This window comes from Stenotrophomonas sp. RIT309 (genome assembly GCF_000632045.1).
GTDB classification, from domain to species: domain Bacteria; phylum Pseudomonadota; class Gammaproteobacteria; order Xanthomonadales; family Xanthomonadaceae; genus Stenotrophomonas; species Stenotrophomonas indicatrix.
Genome location: NZ_JFYS01000006.1, coordinates 106,947 through 132,366, shown reverse-complemented (window position 1 = coordinate 132,366; position 25,420 = coordinate 106,947). Strand labels below are relative to the sequence as shown.

Here is a 25,420-nt window from a genome sequence, read left to right as displayed (position 1 = left end):
TACTTGCGGCGTCCCCCGAACAGCCCACCCACCCGGCCCAGACCAGCGATCCCGCTTCTGAACCCACCGCAGAGGGGGCTCAGCCCGGTGGCCGGGAAACCCGGGGCATCACGCCCCGGATTCGTCCGGCTTGACCCGGAACCACGCCGCATACAGCGCCGGCAGGAACACCAGCGTCAGCACCGTGCCGACAATCAATCCACCCATGATCGAAATCGCCATCGAGCCATAGAAAGCGCTGCGCGACAGCGGGATCATCGCCAGCACCGCCGCCAGCGCAGTCAGCACGATCGGGCGGAAACGCCGCACCGTCGCATCGATGATCGAATGCCAGCGGTCATGCCCGGCATCGATGTCCTGCTGGATCTGGTCGATCAGGATCACCGAGTTGCGCATGATCATGCCCGCCAGCGCGATGGTGCCCAGCAGCGCCACGAAGCCGAACGGCGCGCGGAACAGCAACAGGAACAGCGTCGCGCCGATGATGCCCAGCGGAGCGGTCACCAGCACCATCGCCGCACGCGAGAAGCTGCGCAGCTGCAGCATCAGCAACGTGGCCACCACGATCAGGAACAGCGGCATGCCGGCCTTGATCGAGTTCTGCCCGCGAGCCGAATCCTCCACCGAGCCGCCGGTCTCCAGCAGGTAGCCGCTGGGCAGGTCGGCCCGGATGCCATCCAGGGTCGGCACGATCTGCTGCACCACGTCCAGCGGCTGCATGCCATCGCTGATGTCGGCACGCACGGTCACCGTCGGCAGACGGTTGCGGTGCCAGATGATGCCGTCCTCGAAGGCGTATTCCAGCCGCGCGACCTGCGACAGCGTCACCGCGGTACCACTGCTGGTCGGAATCGCCAGGCTGCCGAGCAGGTCCAGCTGCGCCCGCTCGTTGTCCGGGCCACGCAGCAGCATCTCGATCTGGCGGTTGCCTTCGCGATAGGTGCTCACGCTCATGCCCGACAACGAGCTGCTGAGGAACTGGCTGACCTGCGCACTGCTGACGCCCAGCGCGCGGGCGCGGTCCTGGTCGATCACCAGCCGCACCACCTTGCTCGGCTCGCTCCAGTCCAGGTTCACGTTCATCACATGCGGGTTCTCGCGCACCTTGGCCTCGACCTGGCGCGCGATCGCCTGCACCTGCGCGATGTGCTCGCCGGACACGCGCATCTGCACCGGATAACCGACCGGCGGCCCGTTCTCCAGGCGCGTCACCCGCATCTGCACATCCGGGAACTGACTGATCACGTCCTTCAGCATCCAATCGCGGGTCGATTCGCGGGCCTTGGCGTCTTCGGTGAGCACCACGAACTGGGCGAAGTTGGTGGCCGGCAGCTGCTGGTCCAGCGGCAGGTAGAAGCGCGGCGAACCCGTGCCGACGTAGGCCACGTAGTTGCTGATGCCTTCGCGGCCCTTCAGCAGCTTCTCCAGCTTGTCGGCCTGAGCCTGGGTCGCGGCCAGCGACGCACCTTCGGCCAGCTCGATGTCCACCATCAGTTCCGGCCGGGTCGAGTCGGGGAAGAACTGCTGTGGCACGAAGCGGAACAGCATCAGCGAACCGATGAACAGGGCGATGGTCGCAGCGATCACCCACCAGCGATGGCGCAGGCAGGTATCCAGGAACGCCCGGAAGCGGGTGTAGAACGGCCGCTGGTACGGATCATGATCGTGCGCATGCTCCTTCGGTGCGATCCAGCGCGCGAGTGACGGATGCCGGTCGGCCCACTGCAGGCGCTTGGCGCGCCAGCGGCCAGCCAGGCTGTCCGGCTTCGGCAGCTGCGGGTTGAACAGGTCCGGCAGCATCTTGTCGCCCAGGTACGGGATGAACAGCACTGCCGCGATCCACGACACCACCAGCGCGATGGTCACCACCTGGAACAGCGAACGGGTGTACTCACCCGTGCTGGATGCCGCCGTGGCGATGGGCAGGAAGCCAGCGGCAGTGATCAGGGTACCGGTCAACATCGGGAAGGCGGTGGATTCCCAGGCGAAACTGGCCGCGCGCAGGCGGTCGTAGCCCTGCTCCATCTTGGTGGCCATCATCTCCACCGCGATGATCGCATCGTCCACCAGCAGGCCCAGTGCCAGCACCAGTGCACCCAGCGAAATCTTGTGCAGGCCGATATCGAAGTAGTGCATGACGAAGAAGGTCATCGCCAGCACCAGCGGGATGGTCACGCCCACCACCAGGCCGGTACGCAGGCCCAGCGAGAAGAAGCTGACCAGCAGCACGATCACCACCGCTTCGGTGAGCACCTGCACGAACTCGCCCACCGACTCTTCCACCGCATGCGGCTGGTCGGACACCTTGCGCAGCTGCATGCCGGCCGGCAGGGTCTTCTGCAGGCGTTCGAACTCGGCATCCAGGGTGGCACCGAGCTTGAGGATGTCTCCGCCGTCCTTCATCGCCACCGCCAGGCCGATCGCATCCTGGCCCATGAAGCGCATCTTAGGCGAGGCCGGATCGGCAAAGCCACGCTTGACCTCGGCGATGTCGCCCAGATGCAGCGTGCGTTCGCCGGCCTGGATCGGGAATTTGCGGATGTCCTCGATCGAATCGAACTGACCGGTCACGCGCAGCTGCACGCGGTCGGTCGGGGTTTCGAAGAAGCTGGTGGCGCTGACCGCGTTCTGGTCGGCCAGCGCCTGCTGCACCTGCTGCAGCGATACGCCCAGCGTGGCCAGCTTGGTGTTGGACAGCTCGATCCACACCTTCTCGTCCTGCAGGCCGACCAGGTCGATCTTGCCGACGTCGGGCACGCGCTGCAGCTCCAGCTGGATGCGGTCGGCATAGTCGCGCATCACCGCGTAGTCGAAGCCTTCGCCGGTCAACGCGTAGATGTTGCCGAAGGTGTCGCCGAACTCATCGTTGTAGAAGGGCCCGACGATCTCCCTCGGCAGCGTCGCGCGGATATCGCCCACGCGCTTGCGCACCTGGTACCACAGGTCCGGGATCTGCTTGGAGCGCAGGCTGTCGCGCGCCATGAAGATCACCTGCGATTCGCCCGGCCGCGAGTACGAACGGATGAATTCGTACTCGCCGGTGTTCATCAATGCTTTTTCGATCGGCTCGGTCACCTGCCGCGAGACCTGCTCGGCGGTGGCGCCCGGCCACATCGTGCGTACCACCATCGCCTTGAAGGTGAAGGGCGGATCTTCAGACTGGCCCAGGTGCTTGTACGACCAGGCACCGATGACGGCAAACGCCAGCATCGCGAACAACACCAGCGCACGGTTGCCCAGCGCCCATTCGGAGAGATTGAAGCGGCGCACGGGTCAGTGCCCCTTGCCTGCGGCCGGCGCCGGCTTGGCGGCCGACGGTGCCAGCACCGGGCGGTTCTGGCGGTCGACCGGCGTCACCACCTGGCCTTCGCGCAGCAGATGGCCGCCGGCAGCGACCACCCAGTCCTTCGCGCCCACGCCGGACACGACCGGCACGGCCTGCGCGCCGTAGGCACCCACCTGCACCGGCGTTGCCTTCAATGCACCGTTGGACGGATTGACCACCCACACGCTGGCCTTGCCATCACTGCCGCGCAGCACGGCCGCCAGCGGCAGCTGCAACGCACCACTGCGCCCGGCGGTGGCAAACACCCGCGCACTCTGGCCCAGTTCCACTTCGCTCAGTGCTTCCGGCGCCAGGCTCACGCGCGTGGCATAGGTGCGCGCCTGTGCATCGGCGGCCGGGGCGATCTCGCGCAGGGTGCCCGGCAGCAGCTGGCCCGGACTGTTCCACAGTTCCACCTGCACCGACTGGCCGACCTTGTAGTCGCGGATGCTGCTTTCCGGCAGCGCGATCAGCACCTCACGGCCACCATCGGCGGCCAGGGTGAACACCGTCTGCCCCGCGCTCACGACCTGGCCGGCTTCGGCCTGGCGGCTGGCGATCACGCCATCGGCGGGTGCGCGCAGCTGCGCGTACTCGGCCTGGTTGCGGGCCACGGCGAGGTTGGCCCGGGCGGCGTTGGCCTGGCCCTGTGCAGCCTTGAATGCCGCCGTCTGCTGGTCCAGTGCCGAGCGGCTCACCAGCTGGTCTTCCGCCAGCTTGGCATAGCGCTTCTGGTCATCGCGCGCGCGCACCAGGTCTGCTTCCGCCGCCGCCAGCTGCGCCTGCGACGCCGCCGCCTGCGAGGCGTAGTCGGCCGCATCCAGCTCGGCCAGCAGCTGGCCCTTCTTCACCCGCTCGCCTGCGTCGACGAGGCGCCTGACCAGGTTGCCGCCAACCCGGAACGACAGTGGGCTTTCCTGGCGGGCACGCACCTCGCCGGGGTAGGCGGCCGCGGCCTGTCCATCCTGCGTGGTGGGATGCACCACCAGCACCGGGATGGCCGCCGCCGGCTCGGCGGCCTGCTTGCCGCACGCTGCCAACACCACGACCAGTACGCCTACGCCCAACCAACGCATGTTTTTCATGAGGTACAGGACCTGAAAAGAAATCCGGGGGGAACGCGCTGGCAACATACTGTTGCAACGCGGACATTAGTGAACCAGCCGGTATAGTATAAATATCGAACCGCTTGGTCTAGTATTAGCGGAATGAGTTCTCCCACTTCCCGAAAGCCGACGGCCAAGCCCGCTGCCAAGGCTGCCGGTCCCGGGCGCCCCAAGGATCTGGGCAAGCGCGCGGCAATACTCGAGGCAGCCAAGACACTGTTCATTGAACAGGGCTACAGCGGCGTGAGCATGGACAGCATTGCTGCCCAGGCCGGCGTCTCGAAGCTGACCGTCTACAGCCATTTCGGCGACAAAGAGACCCTGTTCTCCGAAGCTGTGCAGTCCAAGTGCATCGAGATGCTGCCCGACGCGCTGTTCGTGGCCGACGTCGAAGGCCCCCTGCGTGACCAGTTGCTGGGCATCGGCATGGCGTTCTTCGAGATGATCACCTCCGACGCGGCCCTGTCGATCCAGCGGATGATGATGGCGCCGGAGACCGACGAGCGCCTGCGTGAACTGTTCTGGCAGGCGGGCCCGCAACGCACCTGCGAGGCACTGGCCGACTTCATGCGTTCGCGTGCCGAGCGCGGCGAACTGGATATCCCCGACTGCTACATCGCCGGCCAGCAGTTCCTGACCCTGGTGAAGGGCGAAGTGCACATGCATATGATGTGCGGCATGCCACTGTCCCCCGTCGAGACCGATGCTGCGATCCATGTGGCCGCCAGCGTGGATTTCTTCCTGCGCGCCTACGCGCCGCGGGGGGCTGGGAATGCTGGATAACCAAAACTGAACGAACCGGAGGTCGCGATGACTTCCGGCACTGCGACCCCGGCCACCCCGCAGCTGATGCTCTGGGCGCGCCGCCGGCCTCCGGCACCGGTAAAATGGCCGGCCCACTGCGCTGGATTTGAACCTCATGACGATTGATTACGCCCACGCCCGCGAACTGATGGTGGAACAGCAGATCCGTCCCTGGGACGTGCTGGACATCAAGGTGCTCGACGTCCTGGCCCGCCTGCCGCGCGAGGCCTTCGTCGCCGACGCGCACCGGGCGCTGGCCTATGCCGATGTCGAACTGCCGATCGGCAACGGCCAGAAGATGATGAAGCCGGTCATCGAGGGCCGTACCCTGCAGGCACTGGATCTGCAGCCGGGTGACGAAGTGCTGGAAATCGGCACCGGCAGCGGCTTCCTGTCGGCCTGCATCGGCGCGCTGGCGCGCGACGTGCTGAGCCTGGAAATCGATCCGGAACTGGCCGCCGCTGCGCGCGCCCGCCTGGATGCCACCGGCCTGGGCACCAACGTGCGCGTGGAAGTGGCCGATGGCCTGGCCTGGCAGACCGAACGCCGCTTCGACGTGATCTGTGTCACTGGCGCCGTCGACGTGGTGCCGTCACAGTTTGCTTCGTGGTTGCGTCCGGGTGGTCGCCTGTATGTCATCCAGGGCCGTTCGCCGGCAATGGAAGCACTGCTGGTGAAGGCCGATGGCAGCACCGAGTCGCTGTTCGAGACCGATATCGATTACCTGCGTGGTGCCGCCCCGGCCCCCCAGTTCCACCTCTGAGTCCAAGGAAGCCGCAATGATCCGCCGATCCCTCGCTGTTGCGCTGGCCACTGCCCTGCTGCCGTTGTCCGCCCATGCCGCCGACCTGCTGCAGGTCTATGAAATGGCGCGCAATGGTGACCCGCAGCTGTCCGCCGCCGAATCCACCCGGCTGTACGACAAGGAAGGCGCCGTGCAGGCGCGTGCTGCCCTGCTGCCGCAGATCAACGGTACAGCGCAGTTGAACCGCACGCGCAGCGAGCCGAACGCTGACGCCAATTCCGGCTCGTTCACCAGCAAGCGCCGCAGCTATACCGTTGATGGCACCCAGACGCTGTTCAACTGGACCCAGATCAACAACCTGCGTTCGCAGCGCGAGCTGAGCAAGGCGGCGGACTTCACCCTCGACTCGGCCAACGACAACCTGATCGTGCGCACCTCGGCGGCCTACTTCAACGTGCTGGTGGCGATCGAATCGCTGAACGCCGCACAGACCAATGAAGCGGCCGCGAAGAAGCAGTTCGACTTCGCCGACAAGCGCCTGGAAGTGGGCCTGGCGCCGATCACCGACGTGCATGAAGCCCGCGCCCAGTACGACCAGGCGCGCGCCAACACCATCGTTGCGCAGAACACCCTGGCCGATAACTACCAGGCCCTGACCGAACTGACCGGCCAGCCGGTGGTCAACCTGAAGGGCCTGCCGGCCGATTTCCGTCCGGAAGTGCCCGCCAACCGCGGCAACCTGGACCAGCTGGTGCAGCAGGCGACCACGCAGAATCCGGCACTGAAGGCGCAGGAGCTGAAGGTCGGTGCCGCCGAAGCCGGCGTGCAGGCCGCCCGTGGCGGTCACTACCCGACCCTGTCGCTGGGCGGCAGCTGGGGCAAGAGCGCAACCTGGGGCGACAGCGTCGGCGCCGGTTCGCTCTCCCCCGATGCACGCACCAACAGCATCGGCCTGACCCTGAGCGTGCCGATCTTCTCCGGCGGCGCCACCCAGTCCGGCGTGCGCCAGGCGCTGGCCCAGCGTGACATCGCCCAGGATGGTTTCGAGCAGCAGAAGCGCGCGCTGGACCGCAACACCCGCAATGCCTACCAGACCCTGGTGCAGGGCATCAGCGAAGTGGAAGCGCGCCGTTTGGCCGTGGTTTCCGCGCAGAGCGCCTACGATGCCTCGCAGGTTGGCCTGGAAGTGGGTACCCGCACCGTGCTGGACGTGATCCAGAACCAGCGCATCCTGTTCTCCGCACAGCTGGATTACGCGCAGGCCCGCTACAACTTCCTGCAGAACCGCCTGCTGCTGAGCCAGGCCGTGGGTGGCCTGGATGTCGCCGAACTGCAGGACATCAACCGCCTGCTGACCCAGGACGCGGGCAACCCGTCGACGACCACGAACTGAGTCGGCGCGACCGGCCTGGTCACAAAGCCACCCGCGAGGGTGGCTTTTTTATTGATTGCAGGTGGCCTGCGGTGTGTGGGGGGCGCTAGCGCGAACGCCCGGCGCGCCGACGCAACAGGACGCCTGCCAACACGACCGCCAGCACCACCAGCACCACCAGCACCGGTAGAAACAGCCGCGACGTGGCTGCCGGCAACAGGCACAGTGCGGTTGCCACTGGGGAGAGCACCATCGGGATCAGCCGTCGTTCGCCGGCCGCGGCCCGCACCTGCCACTGGCTGCGGGCAACGCCGAGGCACACGGCGGCCAGGACCAGCAGGCCTGCAGGCCCCGGCAGCTGTGGAAGCCACCCCTCCGGCAGCGACAGCGCCAACGCCGCCGACAGCACGGTCAGCGCCAGCGTCAGCAGCAAACGCGTACCGGTACCCACTGCGCCGGACTTCGGCGGCCAGACTTCCCTCCCCACCCGCGCGGCCAACAGCAGCAGCACCAACTGCAGGGCCGCCAGCCCCGCGCCGCCCGCCAACGGCAACAGTGGCAGCAACCACTGCAGCTGCGGGATCCCCTGCAACGCCACCGACAGCGGCCGCGTGCTGGCCAACGCGGCAAACTCGACAAGGCCCGACTGCAGCGCAGCCAGTACCATCAGCCACAACATCGCCATCAGCACCGCTGCGCCAGCGGCTCTGGAAACCTGCGAACGAGGGCGCGGCACCCGCCCGGAAAACCCTGCCAGCAGGCCCGCACCCAGCAGGACGCCGAGCAATGCCACGCCCGCTGCCAGCACGCCACCCAACCCGAAGCGATAGGGCGCGGTAGCCGATGGCAGCCACGGAATCCAATGCGCGTAGTGCACATGGCGTGCTGCCAGCAACAACAGCAGCAGGCCCACGCCCAGCTTCACCGTCAACAGTGCACTGGCCAACAACAGCGCGCGCGGCGTCCGCAGCACTGCAGCGGCAGCCCCCAGCAGCAGCACCAGAATCGCAGCCGCCAGCGGCAAGGGCAGCCACTGCCCGGGTGCAGCGTCGATGACCTCGGCGGCTGCGTACAGATGACGCGCCATCGATTGCGCCAGCCCTGCGATGGTCGCCGCCAGTTCCAGCAGCAGGGTAATCACCAGTACATCGGCAGGCAGCCTGCCCCAGGCGGCACGCAGCAGACCATGCAGACCCGAAGCATCCGGCAGGCGCCGCATCGCCATGCGCAGGCAATACAGCATCGGCACTGCGCCCAACGCCGCCAGCAACAGGCTGAGGACAATGGCGGGCCCCGCCTGTGCCGCCGTGTGCTGCCCGACCAGGGCGACAACGCTGCCGCCCAACAGCAGGGTCAGCGCCACCACCAGCAGATGGTCGGTGCCCAGCCTCCCGGGCTTCGCGCTGGCGTGCGGCGCGCCTCCGTTGTCGCCGATCATTCAAAGCTCCCTTGATGTCGCCCAAGCGTGGTCGACAACAGGCTGGCAGCCTGACGCGGTAAGCGGAATCGGAATCTGCGCCATACGAACGATGATGTGACAGCTTGCACGCCGTGGTCGGCGCGAGCGGTCCAGCTACGACAGATTCACCACCATCAAGCAGGCTTGATGCAGGCGTTCACGACAGCGCAAAGGCAGGGCGCCCTTGAAACACCTGATGGCGACAGGCGGGGTCTCAGGCCAGCGGCGGCGGCAGGTGTGGAGCCACCAGCTGCAGGGTCCGCTGCAGCGCGCCGCGGCCATTGCTGACCAGCGTGCAACCGGCGCGGGCCATGTCTTCGCGCGCCTGCACGTCGTCGAGCAGGTGCAGCAGCAGATCACCCACCGCCTGCACGTCCTCGCCGATCAGCAGTGCACCGGCCTCGCGCATGCGCCGCGAGATCTCGGCGAAGTTGTGCAGATGCGGGCCGGTCACCGCTGCGGTGCCCATCGCTGCCGGTTCCAGCAGGTTGTGGCCGCCGATGGCCTGCAGGCTGCCACCGACGAAGGCGACCTGGGCACAGCCGTAGAACGGCATCAGTTCGCCCAGCGTGTCGATGACGAAGACATCGCTACGCGCGTCCGGCCACTGCTGTGCGCGCCGCGTCGACACGTTCCAGCCCTGCTCGCGGGCCAGCGCCTCCACCTTGGGGAAGCGCTCCGGATGCCGCGGCGCCCACAGCAGCAGCAGGTCCGGATGCTGCTGGCGCAGGCGGCGGTGCAGGTCGATCACTGCCTGCTCTTCACCATCATGCGTGCTGGCCGCGATCCACACCGGGCGCGTGGCCGGCACATGGGCATGGAACTGTTCGATGAAGGGCTGCACGTCCGGCGTGGCGATGTCGAACTTCAGGTTGCCCAGTGCCTGCACCTGTTCCGGCGCCGCGCCCAGCTGCACGAACCGCGCAGCGTCATCCTGCGACTGTGCGGCCACGCAGGTGACCGTGCGCAGCGCACGCCGGATCAACGCCGCCAGCACGCGGTAGCCGCGCAGCGATCGGGCCGACAGGCGCGCATTGAGGATGTACACCGGAATGCGACGGTCGCGGCAGCCGAACAGCATGTTCGGCCACAGCTCGGTTTCCAGGATCAGCGCCAGGCTGGGCTGGAAGTGCCCGAGGAAGCGGTTGACGCTGCCCGGCACGTCGTACGGCAGGTACACATGGTCCAGCGCATCGCCCCACAGCGCGCGCACCCGTTCCGAGCCGGTCGGGGTGATGGTGGTGATGACCCAGCGGATGTCCGGCCGCTGCGCGCGCAGCGCATTGACCAGCGGCGCAGCGGCGTTGACCTCGCCCACCGAGACCGCATGCAGCCAGACCCGGGGCTGGCCGCTGGGCTGCGGATAGGACGCATAGCGTTCATCCCAGCGCCGGAAGTATTCACGGACCCGGAAGCCGCGCCAGACCAGGTGGTACACGGTGATCGGCAGCAGGAGGTACAGCACGGCCGAGTACAGGCCACGCAGGATCCATTCGACAGGGTCTTTACGCATGCGGCAAGGATACGGGAGCCCCCCGGGAAAGACACGCGGCCGGATTGGTAGAATGGCGGCATGTCCGATGCCACCACCGCCGTCCGTCCGTCGCTGCGTGATCCACGCAACTGGCCGATGTTTGCCGTCATGTTCACTGCCTTCGGGATCGCCCGGCTGCCGTGGACGCTGCAGCGCGTGCTGGGCCGCGGGGTCGGCTCGATCGCCTGGCGCCTGGCCGGCAGCCGCCGCCATGCCGCCGAGGTCAACCTCAAGCTGTGCTTTCCCGAGAAGGACGAGGCCTGGCGCAAGCGCCTGGTGCGCGACAGCTTCGACGCCTTGGGTGTGGGCATCTTCGAATGCGCGCGTTCCTGGTGGGGCAGCATCGACAGCATCCGCCCGCAGGTGCACATCGAAGGGCTGGAACACCTCAAGCAGATGCAGGCCGAAGGCCGCGGCGTGCTGCTGGTCTCGGGCCACTTCATGACCCTGGAGATGTGCGGCCGCCTGCTGTGCGACCACGTCGACCTGTCCGGCATGTACCGCAAGCACAAGAACCCGGTGTACGAGTGGGCGGTGAAGTTCGGCCGCCTGCGCTATGCCAAGGCGATGTACGCCAACGAGGACATCCGCGCGACGGTGCGCCACCTGAAAAAGGGCGGCTTCCTCTGGTACGCACCCGACCAGGACATGCGCGGCAAGGACACCGTATTCGTGCCGTTCTTCGGCCACACCGCCTCCACCATCACCGCAACCCACCAGCTGGCGCGGATGACCGGTTGTGCGGTCATCCCCTACTTCCATCGCCGCGAAGGCGGGAAGTACTTCCTGAAGATCGGCGCGCCGCTGGAGAATTTCCCCAGCGAGGACGTCGAAGCCGATACCGCGCGGGTCAACCAGGCCATCGAGCAGATGGTGCGCGAGGCACCGGACCAGTACCTGTGGATCCATCGCCGCTTCAAGCGCCAGCCAGGCGGGCGCAGCGATTTCTACAAGTGACGTGAGATTTGGATGGCTCATCCACGCATGGCGTGGATCTACTGGGAATGCCGATCAGTAGATCCACGCCATGCGTGGATGTTCTCTCTTCCGATGCCGGAATCTACAACGGCCAACGACACCAGGCGTGAGGGTAGTCCCCCAGCCCACCAGCCAATCCGGCCCGCACCGGATTGCCCAGGATGTACATCGCGTTGTCATGAAGGGATTCATCGGTACGCACCGCATGGTCGTGATAGCCGTGCTGCCAGAGCGGCCCTTTTCGTCCCGATATCCGGTTCAGCTGCCGGCTGCTGCGTGATTTCAGCAACGCCATGCACTGGGCCAGCGTTCCCTTCTGCAGCTCCATCAACCAGTGCAGGTGGTCGGGCATCACCACCCAGGCGAGGCTGTGGCTGATGCCGCTGCGTTCGACGAAGCGCAGCGCGTCCACCAGCACAGCGACATTGCCTGCGTCGGAGAAGAATGGCTCCCGGCCACGCGTTGTTGTGGTCAGGGAATAGACATTTCCCGTGCGGGAGTAGCGACCGTAGCGGAGTCTGGGGCTTGCCATGGGGACAGACTGCGGTTTGCCCGATCATCCTTGCATTGGCGGACCACCCTGCGGCCAGTCGGGAAAAGCCGCGACACCGGCCAATGTTCATGGGAAAGCCCATCCACGCATGGCGTGGATCTACTGCTCCCCCGCCAGACACGTCCCCGGAGATCCACGCCATGCGTGGATACGACCAGCCACCCCGCACAATCCAGTAAATCCAAGCCATGCGTGGATAGGCCCCAACCCGCACACGCAAGTAGATCCACGCCATGCGTGGATACGACCAGCCACCCCGCACAATCCAGTAGATCCACGCCATGCGTGGATAGGCCCCAACCCGCACAATCCAGTAGGTCCACGCCATGCGTGGATAGGACGTTCCCCAACCCCGCACAATCCAGTAGATCCACGCCCTGCGTGGATGCGGAGATTACCCGGCGCCCGGCTGATCGTCCGGTTCGCGCGCCAGCAACGTGCCGACGAACAGCGCGGCGAGCAGGACGGTCAAGCCGCCCCAGAACGCGGAATAGAACGCCAGGTGCGTATTGAGCGGGAACACGGTGACCGCCAGTGCCAGCATTGCCGGGCGTGCACGTTCGCGCGCCGGGGCCGGGGCGAAACGCCATGCCCGCCATGCCTGTGCCACCGCCGCCAGCCACAGCAGCAGCCCCAGCACACCTGTCTCAGCCAGGATCTCCAGCACGATCTGATGGGCGTGCAGCGCGGGCATGGTGCCCCACACCGCCGGTCCTTCATCCGCAACGCAGTGGGGATAGGCATCGCGGAAGCCGCGTGCACCGACACCATTGATCGGGTGTGCTTCGATCATGCAGGCCGCCGCACTCCAGATGCGGGTACGACCGGACAGTGCCTGCTCGACCCCATCCTCGCCACCGCCCCAGGCCATTGCCGTGCGCGCCACACGCTCACGCAGCTGCGGCACGCTGGCGGCCAGTACGCTCGCCGAGAGAATTCCCACCAGCGCGAGCAGGCCCAGCCGCTTCCATCCCAGCTGGCGCACGCCGCTGTAGGCGACCACCAGGCCGAAGGTGATCCATGAGGCACGCGAGCCGGCCAGCAGCAGCACCACGCCCACCGCGGCGACGGCCAGCAACCAGCCCGCATTGCCGAAACGGCGCGCCACCGGCAACAACAGGAACGGCGAAAGACTGGCCAGCACCTGGCCGAATTTCAGGTTGCACGGCCCAAGCGCGCCGCTGAGACGGTCGGCCAGCGCGGCTTCTTCAGCCGGGCACAATGCGTGGCCGCTGATGGCCAGCTTGATCTGCTGCAGCGACCAGAACCAGGGGCTGGTGCCTGCCAGTGCCTGCACCAGCGCATCAAGCGTCCACAGGCCGGTGATCACCGCCAACCCACCCAGGGTCAGGCGCCGCCGCTGCGGGGTGGCCACGGCGATCGCCACCAGCCACATGAAAGGCAGATAGCGCAGCCCGGCCGCAGCCTTGGTCCACGACGCCGAAGGGTCCACGGCATCGAAGGCCGAGAACGCCTGCGGCAACCAGTAGCCGAGGAAAAGAATCGATGTCAGTGCCCACGCTGCCGGGCTCAGCAGATGAGGGCGATGCTGCACCCGGCGGATGACCATGCGTGCGGCGGCGTACAACGCCCCCAGGCCCAGCACTGTTTCGGCGATACCCGGCAGCGGCCACAACGCGACGTAGGCCAGCACCCACCAGGGTGCCCAGCGGCCGGCGCGCTCATCGCGCAGGGGCGGCGTGGCGTCAGCCAGCGAGGTCGGCATAAAGACGGAGGGTATCGCGCTGCATGGCCTGCAGGGTAAACGGGATACGGCCTGGCAGCGACGGCGGCTGTGCCAACAGGGCCAGCGCACGTTCACCCAGCAGCTGCGCATTGCCCAGCGGCACTGCGCCACTGGGTTGCAGCTGCTGCAGCAGTTCGCCGACCCCACCATGGTTCCAACCCAGCACCGGGCGGCCGACCGACAACGCTTCGACCACGGTGCGACCAAAGGCTTCCGGTTTGTCCGACAGCTGCAGCACCAGATCGCTGGCGGCGTACGCCTGGGCGATGCGCGCAGTCGGCGTGCTGATGTGCACCGCCCCGGTCACGCCCAGTGCGGCCGCCTGCCTGCGCAGCTCTGCCACATAGGCTTCCCGGCCAGGCTCGTCGGTGCCCAGCATCCACAACTGTGCCGGCACGCCTGCTGCACGGACATCGGCAAGCAGCTGCAACGCGTGGGCGTGCCCTTTCAGGCGGGTGCCGCGACCGGGCAGCAGCAACAGCGGTCCGTCGACCTGGGCCAGCCACGGGTAGTCGGCCGCCAGCGCCAGCCGGGGGCGCCGATCAGCGCGTGCCACGCGCGGGAACTGGCTGACATCCACCCCGCGCGGGATCACCTGCAGCCTGTCGTGCGGCACCGTCGGGTAATGCGTGTGTACGTAGTCGCGCACGCTGTTGGACACACAGATCACGCGTTCGCCGCTGGTCATCACCGCGCTGTAGCGGCTGGGCGAATTCAGCCCATGCACGGTAGTCACCCAATGCGGGCGTTGCGCCGGCTGCATCGCACGGATCGCGTACAGCCCCAGCCACGCCGGCAGGCGCGAACGGGCGTGGACGATGTCGGCGCCCACTTCGGTGAACAGGCGACGCAGGGTAGGCAGATGGCGCAGCGTCAGCAGCGACTTGCGGCCGATATCCAGGGTCAGGTGCTCGGCACCGCTGTCGAGCAGCGGCTGCACCAGGCGACCACCAGCGGACACCACCAGCGCGCGATGGCCGGCAGCGACCAGGGCCGCGGCGATTTCAAGGGTCGAGCGCTCGACACCGCCGGAGTGCAGCGCCGGCAGCAACTGCACCACGGTCAATCGGCGCATCGAGGGGGCAGCCGTTTAGTCGGCCAGCACGAACACGGCGCCGCAGTAAGCACACTGCGCTTGCCCGTTGGGTTCGTCTTCGATCGGCAGGTACACCCGCGGATGCGAGTTCCACAGCGCCATTTCCGGGGTCGGGCAGCTCAGCGGCAGATCGCTGCGGTGCACGGTGTAGCGCTTTTCGGCGTTGGCGGGCGCGGTGGCGGTATGGCTCATGGCGGATGTCGATGAACGGATTGCGAGGCCTGCGATTCTAGCATCTGGGCCCGGCAAACACCGTGCGCGGCGTGGCCGCTGCGCGCGGCGGCCCGCTTGCAGCCTTCGCCGGTGCAGCCACGTGCGACCGCCCTGCCCCTCCCGCGCTGCCGTTGCCCTGCCCCATCGGCGGGAAATCCCAGGCAGGCCAGTCAGTTCCGCGCGGAATCGGCCGTCGTTCGAATTTCCCGCATTTGGATCGAACTAAATGGCACTTGTCAGGGCGCTGCCGGCTGTTGCAGCATCGGCAGCGATCCATTCCTGACCCGATCGCATGGCCCGTCCCCCACCGGACCTGCATCGCCTCCCGACTGCCCTGCGGCGGAAGGGGCGATGCTGTCCGTGGTGTTCGCCGATGCGGGTTCTGCCTGCCGCCTGCCCTACCGGGAGACCCTGCATGACCCTGTCCGATCCGCGCCGCGCCCTGCTTCCGCTCGCCCTGGCCCTGGCCTGTGCGACCACTGCGACGCCGGTGCTGGCGCAAGGGCTGCAGACCTCCTTCGAGCCGGGCGAACCGGCACCGGCCAGGTCCGATGGCACCTTGTCCGTCGACGTCGGCAGCGGCCCCGGCGCGCCGTACGCGGCCAAGCGCAACGTCGGCTACAGCGGCCTGCATGCGTTGCACTACAGCACCAGTGGCGGCCAGGCACGCCGCGAACTGTTCAAGACCGATCTGCCCATCGACACCGACACCACGCTGTCCTGGCTGGTACTGCCGGAGATCGTCGGCAAGGACACCGTGGCCTCCACCTATGTCTCGCTGGACCTGCTGCTGGACGATGGCAGCCGCGTCTCCGCCAGCGGCGCGCGCGACCAGCACGGCGTAGCGCTGGGCGCACGGGCGCAGGGCGATTCGAAGACGTTGTACCCGCAGCAGTGGGCGCGCAAGGCGGTCAGGCTGGGCGACATGCCGGCGCTGAAGGGCCGCCGCGTGCTGGCCATCGAGCTCGAGGTGGCCAGCGCCAATGGCGCGCCTGTGTCGGGCTGGATCGACGACGTGCGCCTGGACGTGCAGCCACGGCAGGCGCCGCAGCGCGTCTCCGACTGGGTACTGACCACGCGCGGAACCCAGGCCAACGGCACCTTCTCGCGCGGCAACAACTTCCCGGCCACTGCGGTACCGCACGGTTTCAACTTCTGGACGCCGGTGACCGATGCCGGCGCACTGAACTGGCTGTACCGCTGGAACGAGCAGAACGATGCGAAGAACCGGCCGCAGCTGCAGGCGTTGGCGCTGAGCCACCAGCCCAGCCCGTGGATGGGCGACCGCCAGACCTTCCAGGTGATGCCCTCCGCCACGCGCGGTGTGCCTGAGGCTGATCGCAGCAAGCGGGCGTTGTCCTTCGACCGCACGCAGGAAAACGCGCGCCCGTATCGCTACGACGTGCGCTTCGACAACGGCATCGCCGCGTCCATCGCCCCCACCGACCATGCCGCGCTGTTCCGCTTCGAGTTCCCCGAAGGCGGCGACGCCAACCTGCTGTTCGACAACGTCGATGCCCGCGGCGGACTCACCCTCGATGCCGCCACGCAGACGTTGACCGGCTACACCGATACCCGCAGCGGCCTGTCCAACGGCGCCACCCGCATGTACGTGGTCGCCAGCTTCGACAGGCCGTGGCGCAGCAGCGGCCAGATCGGCACCGGCCGCCCGACCGGCTACATCAAGTTCGACCCAGGCAGCGAGCGCCGGGTGACGATGCGCATCGCCACCTCGTTGATCTCCGTCGAGCAGGCACGGCACAACCTGGCACTGGAAATCGCCGCCGCCGATACGCTGGAAAGCGTGGCCGGACGCGCACAGGATGCGTGGGATGCGCGCCTGGCCCGTTTCGACATCGGCAATGCCAGTGACGACCAGAAGACCACGCTGTACTCCAGCCTGTACCGGCTGTACCTGTACCCCAATTCCGGCCACGAGAATGTGGGCACCGCCGCCGCGCCCGAGTGGCGCTATGCCAGCCAGGCCAGCGCCGCCGATGACAACACCGACGGCAGCGCGACGCGCAGCTTCGCACCGGTGCGCGACGGCAAGGTCTTCGTCAACAACGGCTTCTGGGACACGTTCCGCACCACCTGGCCGGCGTATGCGCTGTTCACCCCGAATGATGCCGGGCAGCTGGTACAGGGTTTCATCGAGCAGTACCGCGCCGGTGGCTGGGTCGCGCGCTGGTCCTCGCCGGGCTACGCGGACCTGATGGTCGGCACCAGCTCGGACGTCGCCTTCGCCGATGCGTGGCTGAAGGGCATCGGTGGCTTCGATCCGGAAGAGGCCTACGCCGCAGCGCTGAAGAACGCCACCGTGGTGCCACCGGACCGCCACGTCGGCCGCAAGGGCATGGATCGTTCGACGTTCCGCGGCTATGCCAGCGCCGACGTGCATGAAGGCATGTCGTGGACGATGGAAGGTGCACTCAATGATTTCGGCATCGCCAACATGGCCGATGCCCTGGCCAAGCGCGCGACCACACCGTCCGCACGCGAACGCTACGCCACCGAGGCCGACTACTTCCGCCACCGCGCCGGCAGCTACGCGACGTTGTTCGATCCGGCCGCCGGCTTCTTCCAGGGCCGCAGGCCCGATGGCAGTTGGCGCCTGCAGGCCAAGGACTACGACCCGCGCGTGTGGGGCCACGACTACACCGAATCCAATGGCTGGACGTTCGCCTTCACCGCCGCGCACGATGGCGAAGGCCTGGCCGCGCTGTACGGTGGCCGCGACAAGCTGGCCGCCAAGCTCGATACCTTCTTCGCCACCCCGGAAACCGCCGACGCCGCATTCGCCGGCTCCTACGGCGGCACCATCCATGAGATGACCGAAGCGCGCGACGTGCGCATGGGCATGTACGCGCACAGCAACCAGCCGGCACACCACATCCCGTGGATGTACCTGTATGCCGGACAGCCGTGGAAGACCCAGCAGCATGTGCGCGAGATCCTGTCGCGGCTGTATGTCGGTAGCGAGATCGGCCAGGGCTATCCGGGCGACGAGGACAACGGCGAGACCTCGGCGTGGTACGTGCTGGCCTCGCTGGGCCTGTATCCGCTGCGCATGGGTGCGCCGGAGTACGTGATTGGTTCGCCGGCGTTCCAGCATGCGCGCGTCGAGCTGCAGGGCGGCGCGGTGTTGACCGTCAATGCACCGCAGAATTCGCCGGAGAACGTGTACGTGCAGTCGCTGAAGATCAACGGCAAGCCGTGGAGCAAGACCTGGGTGCCGCACGAAGTGATCGCCAAGGGTGCAACCCTGGACTTCGTGATGGGCCCGCAGCCGTCACGTTGGGGCAGCGGCGTGGATGATGTACCGCGCTCGCTGACCGCCCGCGGCCAGCGCCCGCAGTTGCTGCACGATCTGCTCGGCAACGGCGCGCAGGCGGCACTGGCTGATGGCCGCGCCCTGCCCGCGCTGATCGACGACGATGCCAACACCGCCGTGCCGCTGGGCGGCGGCGTGACCATCGCACTGAGCCACGTGGGCGATGGCGTACCGACGATGTACACGCTGACCAGCGGTGACGGCACGATCCGTGGCGGTGAGTGGACGCTGGAAGCGCGTGCCGGCAACGGGCGCTGGGTAACGCTGGACCAGCGACGCGGCGAAGATTTCACCTCGCCGCGGCAGACCCGCCCGTTCCGTATCGCCTCGCCCTCACGCTACGCCGAGTACCGTCTGCGCCTGGCTGCGCCGGGGCGCCTGCAGCTGGCCGAGATCGAACTGTTGGCGCCCTCCCCCCTACAATGACGTCCATGCGCCTACGTTTGCTCCCCCTCGCTCTTGCCGCCCTTGTATTTCCCAGCCTCAGCCACGCACAACCGCAGACCCAGGCCTTCGATGGCCAGGTCAGCCGTGACGGGGTGACCCTGTACTACCAGGATGCCACCGGCGCGCTGGCCGCGCCGGTGCGCAAGCGCATCATCGATACGTTCTACTTTGCTTACCTGCGCGAGCGTGCGGACTTCCGCCCGGCCGCGCCGAACGAAGTGCGCATCGTGATCGATCCGGCGTACAACGGCGTCGCCTTCGTCGGCGACAAGGACAAGGCCAGCACGATCACGATCAATCCGGGCTGGCTGGTCCAGCACCCGGATGACATCGATCTGGTCACCCACGAAGCGATGCACATCGTGCAGGGCTACCCCAGCTACGGCGACAAGCGCGTGCCGGGCTGGCTGGTGGAGGGCATCGCCGACTACGCCCGCGATCGCTACGGCATGAACAACGCCGCTGCCGGCTGGGCGTTGCCGGACAAGCTGAGCCAGGGCCAGACGGTGGAAAGCGGCTACCGGGTGACCGGTGCCTTCCTGAAGTGGGCCGAAGCGGCGCACCCGGGACTGGTGCTGGCACTGGACAAGGATCTGCGCGACGGGCGCTATGCGCCGGCGCTGTGGCAGAAGCACACCGGCAAGACCCTGCCGACGCTGTGGGCGGAGTATGCCAAGCCGCGCTCCCCGGCCCCTGCGCCGCCGCCCGCGCGACGCGCGAAGCGGCGGTAAGCTCGACGTTGCCGGGGCGATGCCCCGGCTTTCAACGCGACTGCACGAAGCCGGCGTACAGCGCGAACAACTGCTGGAAATACCGCTTGCTCACTCGACTGCGCATGACACTGCTCCGCCCATGGAAAGTTGGTCGGGCCCAGGGTGGGAAGGCCGGTCCTGTCCCTTCCCACGGCCAGGCCGCGTGGGCGTATTGGGCCGCAGCGAGGTTGCAGGGCGATTACCGGGCGGCTGCAGTTCTCCGGTAGCGCCGGGCCATGCCCGGCGGAACACAAGAAGCGCCGCGCTGCGCGCTCGCCGGCCAGCGGCCGGCACTACCGTTCCCGCGTTGCTTCTCCGGTAGCGCCGGGCCATGCCCGGCGGAATACGGGAAGCGCCGCGCTGCGCGCTCGTCGGCCAGCGGCCGGCACTACCGTTTCCGTGTTGCTTCTCCGGTAGCGCCGGGCCATGCCCGGCGGAATACGGGAAGCGCCGCGCTGCGCGCTCGCCGGGCATGGCCCGGCGCTACCCGATCCGGTTTCCGATGGGCGGAAACAGAAACGCGCCCCGTGGGGCGCGTTTCTGCAGATCGCAGCGGAACGAAGGCTTATGCCTTCTTTTCCGCTTCGATCTGCTTGCGGATCTGCGCATCGACCGCGGCGATCGCGGTCATGTTCAGGATCCGGCGCGAGGTCGCGCTGGTGGTCAGGATGTGCACCGGCTTGTTGACGCCCATCAGGATCGGACCGATCGCCACGCCATCGGTGAACACGCGCACCAGGTTGTAGGCGATGTTGGCCGCTTCCAGGTTCGGCAGCACGAACAGGTTGGCACGGCCCTGCAGGGTCGAGCCCGGCAGCAGCTTCTGGCGCAGGGCTTCATCCCATGCGGTGTCGCCCTGCATTTCGCCGTCCACGTTCAGACGCGGGTTGCGCTTGAGCAGCAGCTCGCGCACCTGGCGCATCTTCAGCGCATCCTTCGAATCGTGGCTGCCGAAGTTGGAGTGCGACAGCAGTGCCACCTTCGGTTCGACGCCGAACAGCTTCATGCGGTACGCGGCCTGCAGGGTCGCTTCGCACAGCTGCTCTGCGGTCGGGTCTTCCTGCACGTGGGTATCGACGAAGAAGAACACACCCTGCTGGTTGATCACGCCGGTCATCGCCGAGGTCGAGGTGACCTTCGATTCCAGCGGCAGCACGCTGCGCACGTAACCCAGCTTCTTGTGGAAGCGGCCGACGATGCCGGTCAGCATCGCATCGGCTTCGCCACGGGCCACCATCACTGCAGCGATCAGGGTCGGCCGCGAACGCATCAGGTTCTTGGCGGCGGCCACGGTGACGCCACGACGGCCGGTCAGGCCGTGGTAGTACTGCCAGTATTCGTTGAAGCGCGGGTCGTCATTGATGTTGGTGACTTCAATGTTCTCGCCGATCTTCAGGCGCAGGCCGAGGCGCTCGATGCGCGATTCGATCACTTCCGGGCGGCCGATCAGGATCGGATGTGCCAGGCCGTCGTCGACCACGTTCTGCACCGCCTGCAGCACCACTTCTTCTTCGCCCTCGGCATACACCACGCGCTGCTTGTCGCTGCGCGCGCGATCGTAGACCGGCTTCATCATCAGGCTGGTGCGGTAGACGAACTGCGACAACTTCTGCCGGTAGGCTTCCATGTCGGCGATCGGACGGGCGGCCACGCCCGAATCCATCGCGGCCTGGGCCACGGCGGCCGACAGCTCCACCAGCAGGCGACGGTCGAACGGACGCGGGATCAGGTATTCGCGGCCGAAGCTGGGGGTCTCACCGCCATAGGCAGAGCCCATGTCGGTGGCGGCGCGGCGGGCCAGCGCGGCGATCGCGCGCACGCAGGCGATCTTCATTTCCTCGTTGATCGCGGTCGCACCGACGTCCAGCGCACCGCGGAACAGGTACGGGAAGCACAGCACGTTGTTGACCTGGTTCGGGTAGTCCGAACGGCCGGTACCGATGATCGCGTCCGGACGCGCGGCGCGCACCAGTTCCGGCATGATTTCCGGGGTCGGGTTGGCCAGGGCGAAGATCACCGGGTCCGGCGCCATCGTCTTGACCATCTCGGCGGTCAGGATGCCCGGCGCCGACAGGCCCAGGAAAATGTCCGCGCCATCGACGATCTCGGCCAGGGTGCGCTTGTCGGTGTCGCGCGCATAGCGCAGCTTTTCCGGGTCCAGGTCGGTACGGCCGGTGTGGATCACGCCTTCGCGGTCGAAGGCCAGGATGTTCTCCGGCTTCAGGCCCAGCTGCACCAGCATGTTCACGCAGGAAATGCCGGCCGCGCCCATGCCCGTGGTCGCCAGCTTCACTTCTTCGATCTTCTTGCCGGTGATCGCCATGGCGTTGAGCACCGCAGCACCGACGATGATCGCCGTGCCGTGCTGGTCGTCATGGAACACCGGGATCTTCATGCGCTCGCGCAGCTTGCGCTCGACGATGAAGCACTCCGGTGCCTTGATGTCTTCCAGGTTGATGCCGCCGAAGGTCGGCTCCAGCGAGGCGATGATGTCGACCAGCTTGTCCGGGTCGTTCTCGTCCACTTCGATGTCGAACACATCGATGCCGGCGAACTTCTGGAACAGCACGCCCTTGCCTTCCATCACCGGCTTGCCGGCCAGCGCGCCGATGTTGCCCAGGCCCAGCACCGCGGTGCCGTTGGAGATCACCGCCACCAGGTTGCCGCGGGCGGTCAGCTCGCTGGCCTGCTGCGGATCGGCCTTGATCGCTTCACAGGCGTACGCCACGCCCGGCGAATACGCCAGCGACAGGTCGCGCTGGGTCAGCATGGGCTTGGTAGCGGAAACCTTGATCTTGCCGGGCGGAGACATCCGGTGGTAATCGAGGGCGGCCTGTTTGAAATCTTCGTTGGACATCGATGTGGGTTACATGAATGGGCAGAAGGGACAGGGGATCATACCCCCGTTGGAGCGGTCGGACCTGTCGCTATGCTGTCGCAGTGATGCTGCGACCGCACAATTCCATGGCGTATGCGACGTTACCAGAGCACAGCTTCGGCGCTGGCGATGACAGCCGTGGGACGCCTTGAAACGCTGCGGGGCCGTGCCACTGTCGTGACCGGCCCCGCAGTACCACACACCCGGATCAGCCCTTGGCGGGCAGCGCCTCGGTCATCGCCAGCGGCACGGCATCGACCGGCGGCGGCAGTTCGCTTTCGCGACCATCCAGCGCCAGCTTCAGGCGGTCGCGGTCCAGCGCACCTTCCCAGCGCGAGACCACCACCGTGGCCACCGCGTTGCCGATGAAGTTGGTCAGCGAGCGGCACTCGCTCATGAAGCGGTCCACGCCCAGGATCAGCGCCATGCCGGCCACCGGCACTTCCGGCACCACCGCCAGGGTGGCGGCCAGGGTGATGAAGCCGGCACCGGTGACGCCGGCAGCGCCCTTGGAGCTGAGCATCGCCACCAGCAGCAGCGCGATCTGGTGGCCCAGGGTCAGCTCGGTGTTGGTGGCCTGGGCGATGAACAGCGCGGCCAGGGTCATGTAGATGTTGGTGCCGTCCAGGTTGAACGAGTAACCGGTGGGGACCACCAGGCCGACCACCGACTTGCTGCAGCCGGCACGTTCCATCTTCTCCATCAGCGACGGCAGCGCCGACTCTGACGACGAGGTGCCCAGCACCAGCAGCAGCTCGGCCTTCAGGTAACGGGCCAGCTTGAACACCGAGAAGCCACACAGGCGGCAGACCACGCCCAGGATCACCGCAACGAACAGGAACGCGGTGAGGTAGAACGAGCCGACCAGCCAGGCCAGGTTGACCAGCGAGCCGACGCCGTACTTGCCGATGGTGAAGGCGATGGCACCGAAGGCACCGATCGGCGCGGCCTTCATCAGGATGTGCACCAGCTTGAACACCGGTGCGACCAGCGCTTCCAGGAAGTTCTGGATCGGCTTGCCCTTCTCGCCCACCGAGGCCAGCGCGATGCCGAACAGCACCGCCACGAACAGCACCTGCAGGATGTTGCCGTCAACGAAGGCGCTGATCAGCGTCTTCGGGATGATGTCCATCAGGAAGCCGACCAGGGTCAGGTCGTGCGACTTCTCGACATAGCTGTGCACCGCGGTCTGGTCCAGCTCGGCCGGGTTGATGTTCATGCCGGCGCCGGGCTGCACCACGTGCGCCACGATCATGCCGACGATCAGCGCCAGCGTGGAGAAGAACAGGAAATACGCCATCGCCTTGGCGAACACCCGGCCCACCGTGCGCAGGTGGGTCATGCCGGCGATGCCGGTGACGATGGTCAGGAAGATCACCGGGGCGATGATCATCTTCACCAGGTTGATGAAGGCATCGCCGAGCGGCTTCATCTTCTCGCCGATCAGCGGCTCGTAGTGGCCGAGGACAGCACCCAAGACGATCGCCACGATCACCTGGAAATACAGTTGGCGGTAGAGCGGCAACGGCTTGCTGGGCACCGGCGCAGCGGTCGGGATGTGCATGGCGGACTCCGGAAGGGGCGTTTTCAGGCACGTACGGCCCCGGAAATGCACGGGAACCGTTACCGTGGAAACTGACCGCACGCCCCGTGACTGCAGGCGCAGGGGTGCGACCAATGGACGCCTTTGTACGCGCCGGGCACGCCAGCGCAGATAACCTATTGGTACTAGCCCCCCGGTTCAGGTGGCTGCGCTGCCTACACTGGCGCCGCACCCCTGATCGCGGGGACGCCGGTGGCCCGACCTGAACGGCCGGGCGCGTCATTGCGAAAGTTCCGGCCATCGCGGCCGTTGTTGTCCTGTCCACACGCAATCCGAGAGAGCCGCACCACCCATGCGCCCGATTCCCACCTTGCTGGCCCTTTCCCTGGCCGCCCTCCCCGCCTTCGCATCCGCTGCGGATTTCGACAACTGGCCGACCAAGTACGCCTTCGGCGACGGCACCGAGCTGGCCGCTACCGCCAACATCGCCTACGACTACAACGACTTCTCGTCCGCCAGCGGCATCGAGGATGACGATGCGGTGCGTCGCAAGGAGTTCGGCGCGATCCTGAAAAAGAAGGGTGTGTACGACGCGATGGTCTACTACGACTTCCAGGCCGATACCTGGCTGGACGTGTTCGTGCGCTTCGAGAGCAAGGCGTTCTTCGGCCGCGATGTCGGCCGCTTCCGCTTCGGCTACATGAAGACCCCGGTCGGCCTGGATGCCAACACCTCCTCGCGCGCCGGCAGCTTCCTGGAAACCGCGCTGCCCGTGCAGGCGTTCTACGCAGGCCGCCGCACCGGCGTGGAATGGGTGCTGGAGCGTCCGCAGTACCTGCTGCAGGCCGGCGCCTATGGCGGCAAGGACCTGCAGGGCGACAACCCCGGCACCACCCAGGCGGTGCGTGCGGTGTGGACGCCGGTGAAGGCACCGGGCGATGTGATCCACCTCGGCCTGGCCTATTCGCAGGAAAATCCGCGCGGTTACCACGATGGCCGCGACGTGCACCACGAAGCCAGCGCGCGCCTGCGGGCCCGTCCGGAAGCCGGCCTGACCGACATCCGCCTGGTCGATTCGGGGGCGCTGGTCACCGCCGACCAGATCCGCCGCACCGGCCTGGAAGGCATCTGGATCCGCGGTCCGTTCTCGCTGCAGGCCGAAGCGCTGCAGGCCACCGTCACCCGCAATGATGGCAAGCCCGACTACACCGGCCACGGTCAGTACGCGATGGCCAGCTGGGTGCTGACCGGCGAATCACGCCCGTACAACGCCGGCGCCGTTGCCAACATCAAGCCGGCGCACGACTACGGTGCGGTGGAACTGGTGGCCCGCTACAGCCGCCTGGACCTGGACGACGGCAGCATCCTCGGTGGCCGCCAGCACGACCTGACCCTGGGCGCGAACTGGTACCTGACCAGCCACTTCAAGTTCCAGGCCAACTACGTGAAGGTCGACGCCAGCCGTCGCGGTGTGCGCAGCACCCCGGAGATCTTCGAACTTCGCGCGCAGATGCACTTCTGATCCCTTCCACGC

Annotated in this window: 17 protein-coding genes; 7 read left to right on the top strand and 10 right to left on the bottom strand. The window is 67.1% G+C overall.

Going from position 1 to position 25,420, the window contains the following annotated elements; all coding sequences use genetic code 11:
- Window positions 1-108: 108 nt before the first annotated feature.
- Window positions 109-3,270, bottom strand: coding sequence for an efflux RND transporter permease subunit (locus BW38_RS15140; protein WP_025874140.1), 3,162 nt, complete (start codon window positions 3,268-3,270; stop codon window positions 109-111).
- A 3-nt stretch (window positions 3,271-3,273) separates the two neighbouring features.
- Complete coding sequence (locus tag BW38_RS15145; RefSeq protein WP_032975446.1) at window positions 3,274-4,410, bottom strand: efflux RND transporter periplasmic adaptor subunit; 1,137 nt, start codon at window positions 4,408-4,410, stop codon at window positions 3,274-3,276.
- A gap of 123 nt (window positions 4,411-4,533) precedes the next feature.
- Here BW38_RS15145 and BW38_RS15150 point away from each other — a divergent pair, with 123 nt between their 5' ends.
- The 3 genes from BW38_RS15150 to BW38_RS15160 all read left to right on the top strand — a co-directional run bounded on the left by BW38_RS15150 (window position 4,534) and on the right by BW38_RS15160 (window position 7,373).
- Window positions 4,534-5,214, top strand: a complete 681-nt coding sequence (locus tag BW38_RS15150) for a TetR/AcrR family transcriptional regulator (protein ID WP_032975445.1) — start codon at window positions 4,534-4,536, stop codon at window positions 5,212-5,214.
- Window positions 5,215-5,350: 136 nt separating this feature from the next.
- Window positions 5,351-5,998, top strand: a complete 648-nt coding sequence (locus tag BW38_RS15155) for a protein-L-isoaspartate O-methyltransferase (RefSeq protein ID WP_032975442.1) — start codon at window positions 5,351-5,353, stop codon at window positions 5,996-5,998.
- A gap of 16 nt (window positions 5,999-6,014) precedes the next feature.
- Window positions 6,015-7,373, top strand: coding sequence for a TolC family outer membrane protein (locus tag BW38_RS15160; protein WP_032975441.1), 1,359 nt, complete (start codon window positions 6,015-6,017; stop codon window positions 7,371-7,373).
- Window positions 7,374-7,458: 85 nt separating this feature from the next.
- Here BW38_RS15160 and BW38_RS15165 read toward each other — a convergent pair whose 3' ends face one another.
- Together BW38_RS15165 and waaA are read right to left on the bottom strand one after the other, a co-directional pair.
- Window positions 7,459-8,790, bottom strand: coding sequence for an amino acid transporter (locus tag BW38_RS15165; protein ID WP_235189910.1), 1,332 nt, complete (start codon window positions 8,788-8,790; stop codon window positions 7,459-7,461).
- 235 nt (window positions 8,791-9,025) lie between these two features.
- Window positions 9,026-10,324, bottom strand: coding sequence for a lipid IV(A) 3-deoxy-D-manno-octulosonic acid transferase (gene waaA / locus BW38_RS15170; RefSeq protein WP_025874134.1), 1,299 nt, complete (start codon window positions 10,322-10,324; stop codon window positions 9,026-9,028).
- 60 nt (window positions 10,325-10,384) lie between these two features.
- Between waaA and BW38_RS15175 the strand changes: the two genes are divergently transcribed.
- Complete coding sequence (locus BW38_RS15175) at window positions 10,385-11,302, top strand: LpxL/LpxP family Kdo(2)-lipid IV(A) lauroyl/palmitoleoyl acyltransferase (RefSeq protein WP_025874133.1); 918 nt, start codon at window positions 10,385-10,387, stop codon at window positions 11,300-11,302.
- Window positions 11,303-11,405: 103 nt separating this feature from the next.
- On the opposite strand, the gene BW38_RS15180 is transcribed toward BW38_RS15175, so the two are convergent.
- From BW38_RS15180 to BW38_RS15195, 4 genes are all read right to left on the bottom strand, one after another.
- Entirely contained in the window at window positions 11,406-11,855 is a 450-nt protein-coding gene (locus BW38_RS15180) for a transposase (protein ID WP_025874132.1), read from the bottom strand.
- 415 nt (window positions 11,856-12,270) lie between these two features.
- On the bottom strand, window positions 12,271-13,602 hold the full coding sequence (locus tag BW38_RS15185) for an O-antigen ligase (protein ID WP_032975439.1): 1,332 nt from the start codon (window positions 13,600-13,602) through the stop codon (window positions 12,271-12,273).
- Window positions 13,583-14,698: a glycosyltransferase gene (locus BW38_RS15190; protein ID WP_025874130.1), complete on the bottom strand. Its 1,116-nt coding sequence runs from the start codon at window positions 14,696-14,698 to the stop codon at window positions 13,583-13,585. Before BW38_RS15190 ends, BW38_RS15185 begins: the two co-directional genes overlap by 20 nt.
- Before the next feature lie 15 nt (window positions 14,699-14,713).
- The gene (locus BW38_RS15195) at window positions 14,714-14,911 is read right to left on the bottom strand and encodes a zinc-finger domain-containing protein (protein WP_025874129.1); all 198 of its coding nucleotides are present in this window, start codon (window positions 14,909-14,911) and stop codon (window positions 14,714-14,716) included.
- A gap of 436 nt (window positions 14,912-15,347) precedes the next feature.
- On the opposite strand from BW38_RS15195, the gene BW38_RS15200 reads away from it, so the two are divergent.
- Window positions 15,348-18,692 carry a GH92 family glycosyl hydrolase gene (locus tag BW38_RS15200; protein ID WP_032975438.1) on the top strand — a complete coding sequence of 1,115 codons (3,345 nt, stop codon included), beginning with the start codon at window positions 15,348-15,350 and terminating at the stop codon, window positions 18,690-18,692.
- Window positions 18,689-19,444 carry a basic secretory protein-like protein gene (locus tag BW38_RS15205; RefSeq protein WP_032975436.1) on the top strand — a complete coding sequence of 252 codons (756 nt, stop codon included), beginning with the start codon at window positions 18,689-18,691 and terminating at the stop codon, window positions 19,442-19,444. Before BW38_RS15200 ends, BW38_RS15205 begins: the two co-directional genes overlap by 4 nt.
- A 586-nt stretch (window positions 19,445-20,030) precedes the next feature.
- Here the strand turns inward: BW38_RS15205 and BW38_RS15210 are convergent.
- Together BW38_RS15210 and BW38_RS15215 are read right to left on the bottom strand one after the other, a co-directional pair.
- Window positions 20,031-22,322: an NADP-dependent malic enzyme gene (locus BW38_RS15210; protein ID WP_025874126.1), complete on the bottom strand. Its 2,292-nt coding sequence runs from the start codon at window positions 22,320-22,322 to the stop codon at window positions 20,031-20,033.
- Window positions 22,323-22,551: 229 nt separating this feature from the next.
- Window positions 22,552-23,907, bottom strand: coding sequence for a dicarboxylate/amino acid:cation symporter (locus tag BW38_RS15215; protein WP_025874125.1), 1,356 nt, complete (start codon window positions 23,905-23,907; stop codon window positions 22,552-22,554).
- A gap of 331 nt (window positions 23,908-24,238) precedes the next feature.
- On the opposite strand from BW38_RS15215, the gene BW38_RS15220 reads away from it, so the two are divergent.
- Window positions 24,239-25,408, top strand: a complete 1,170-nt coding sequence (locus BW38_RS15220; RefSeq protein ID WP_032975435.1) for a porin — start codon at window positions 24,239-24,241, stop codon at window positions 25,406-25,408.
- Window positions 25,409-25,420 lie beyond the last annotated feature (12 nt).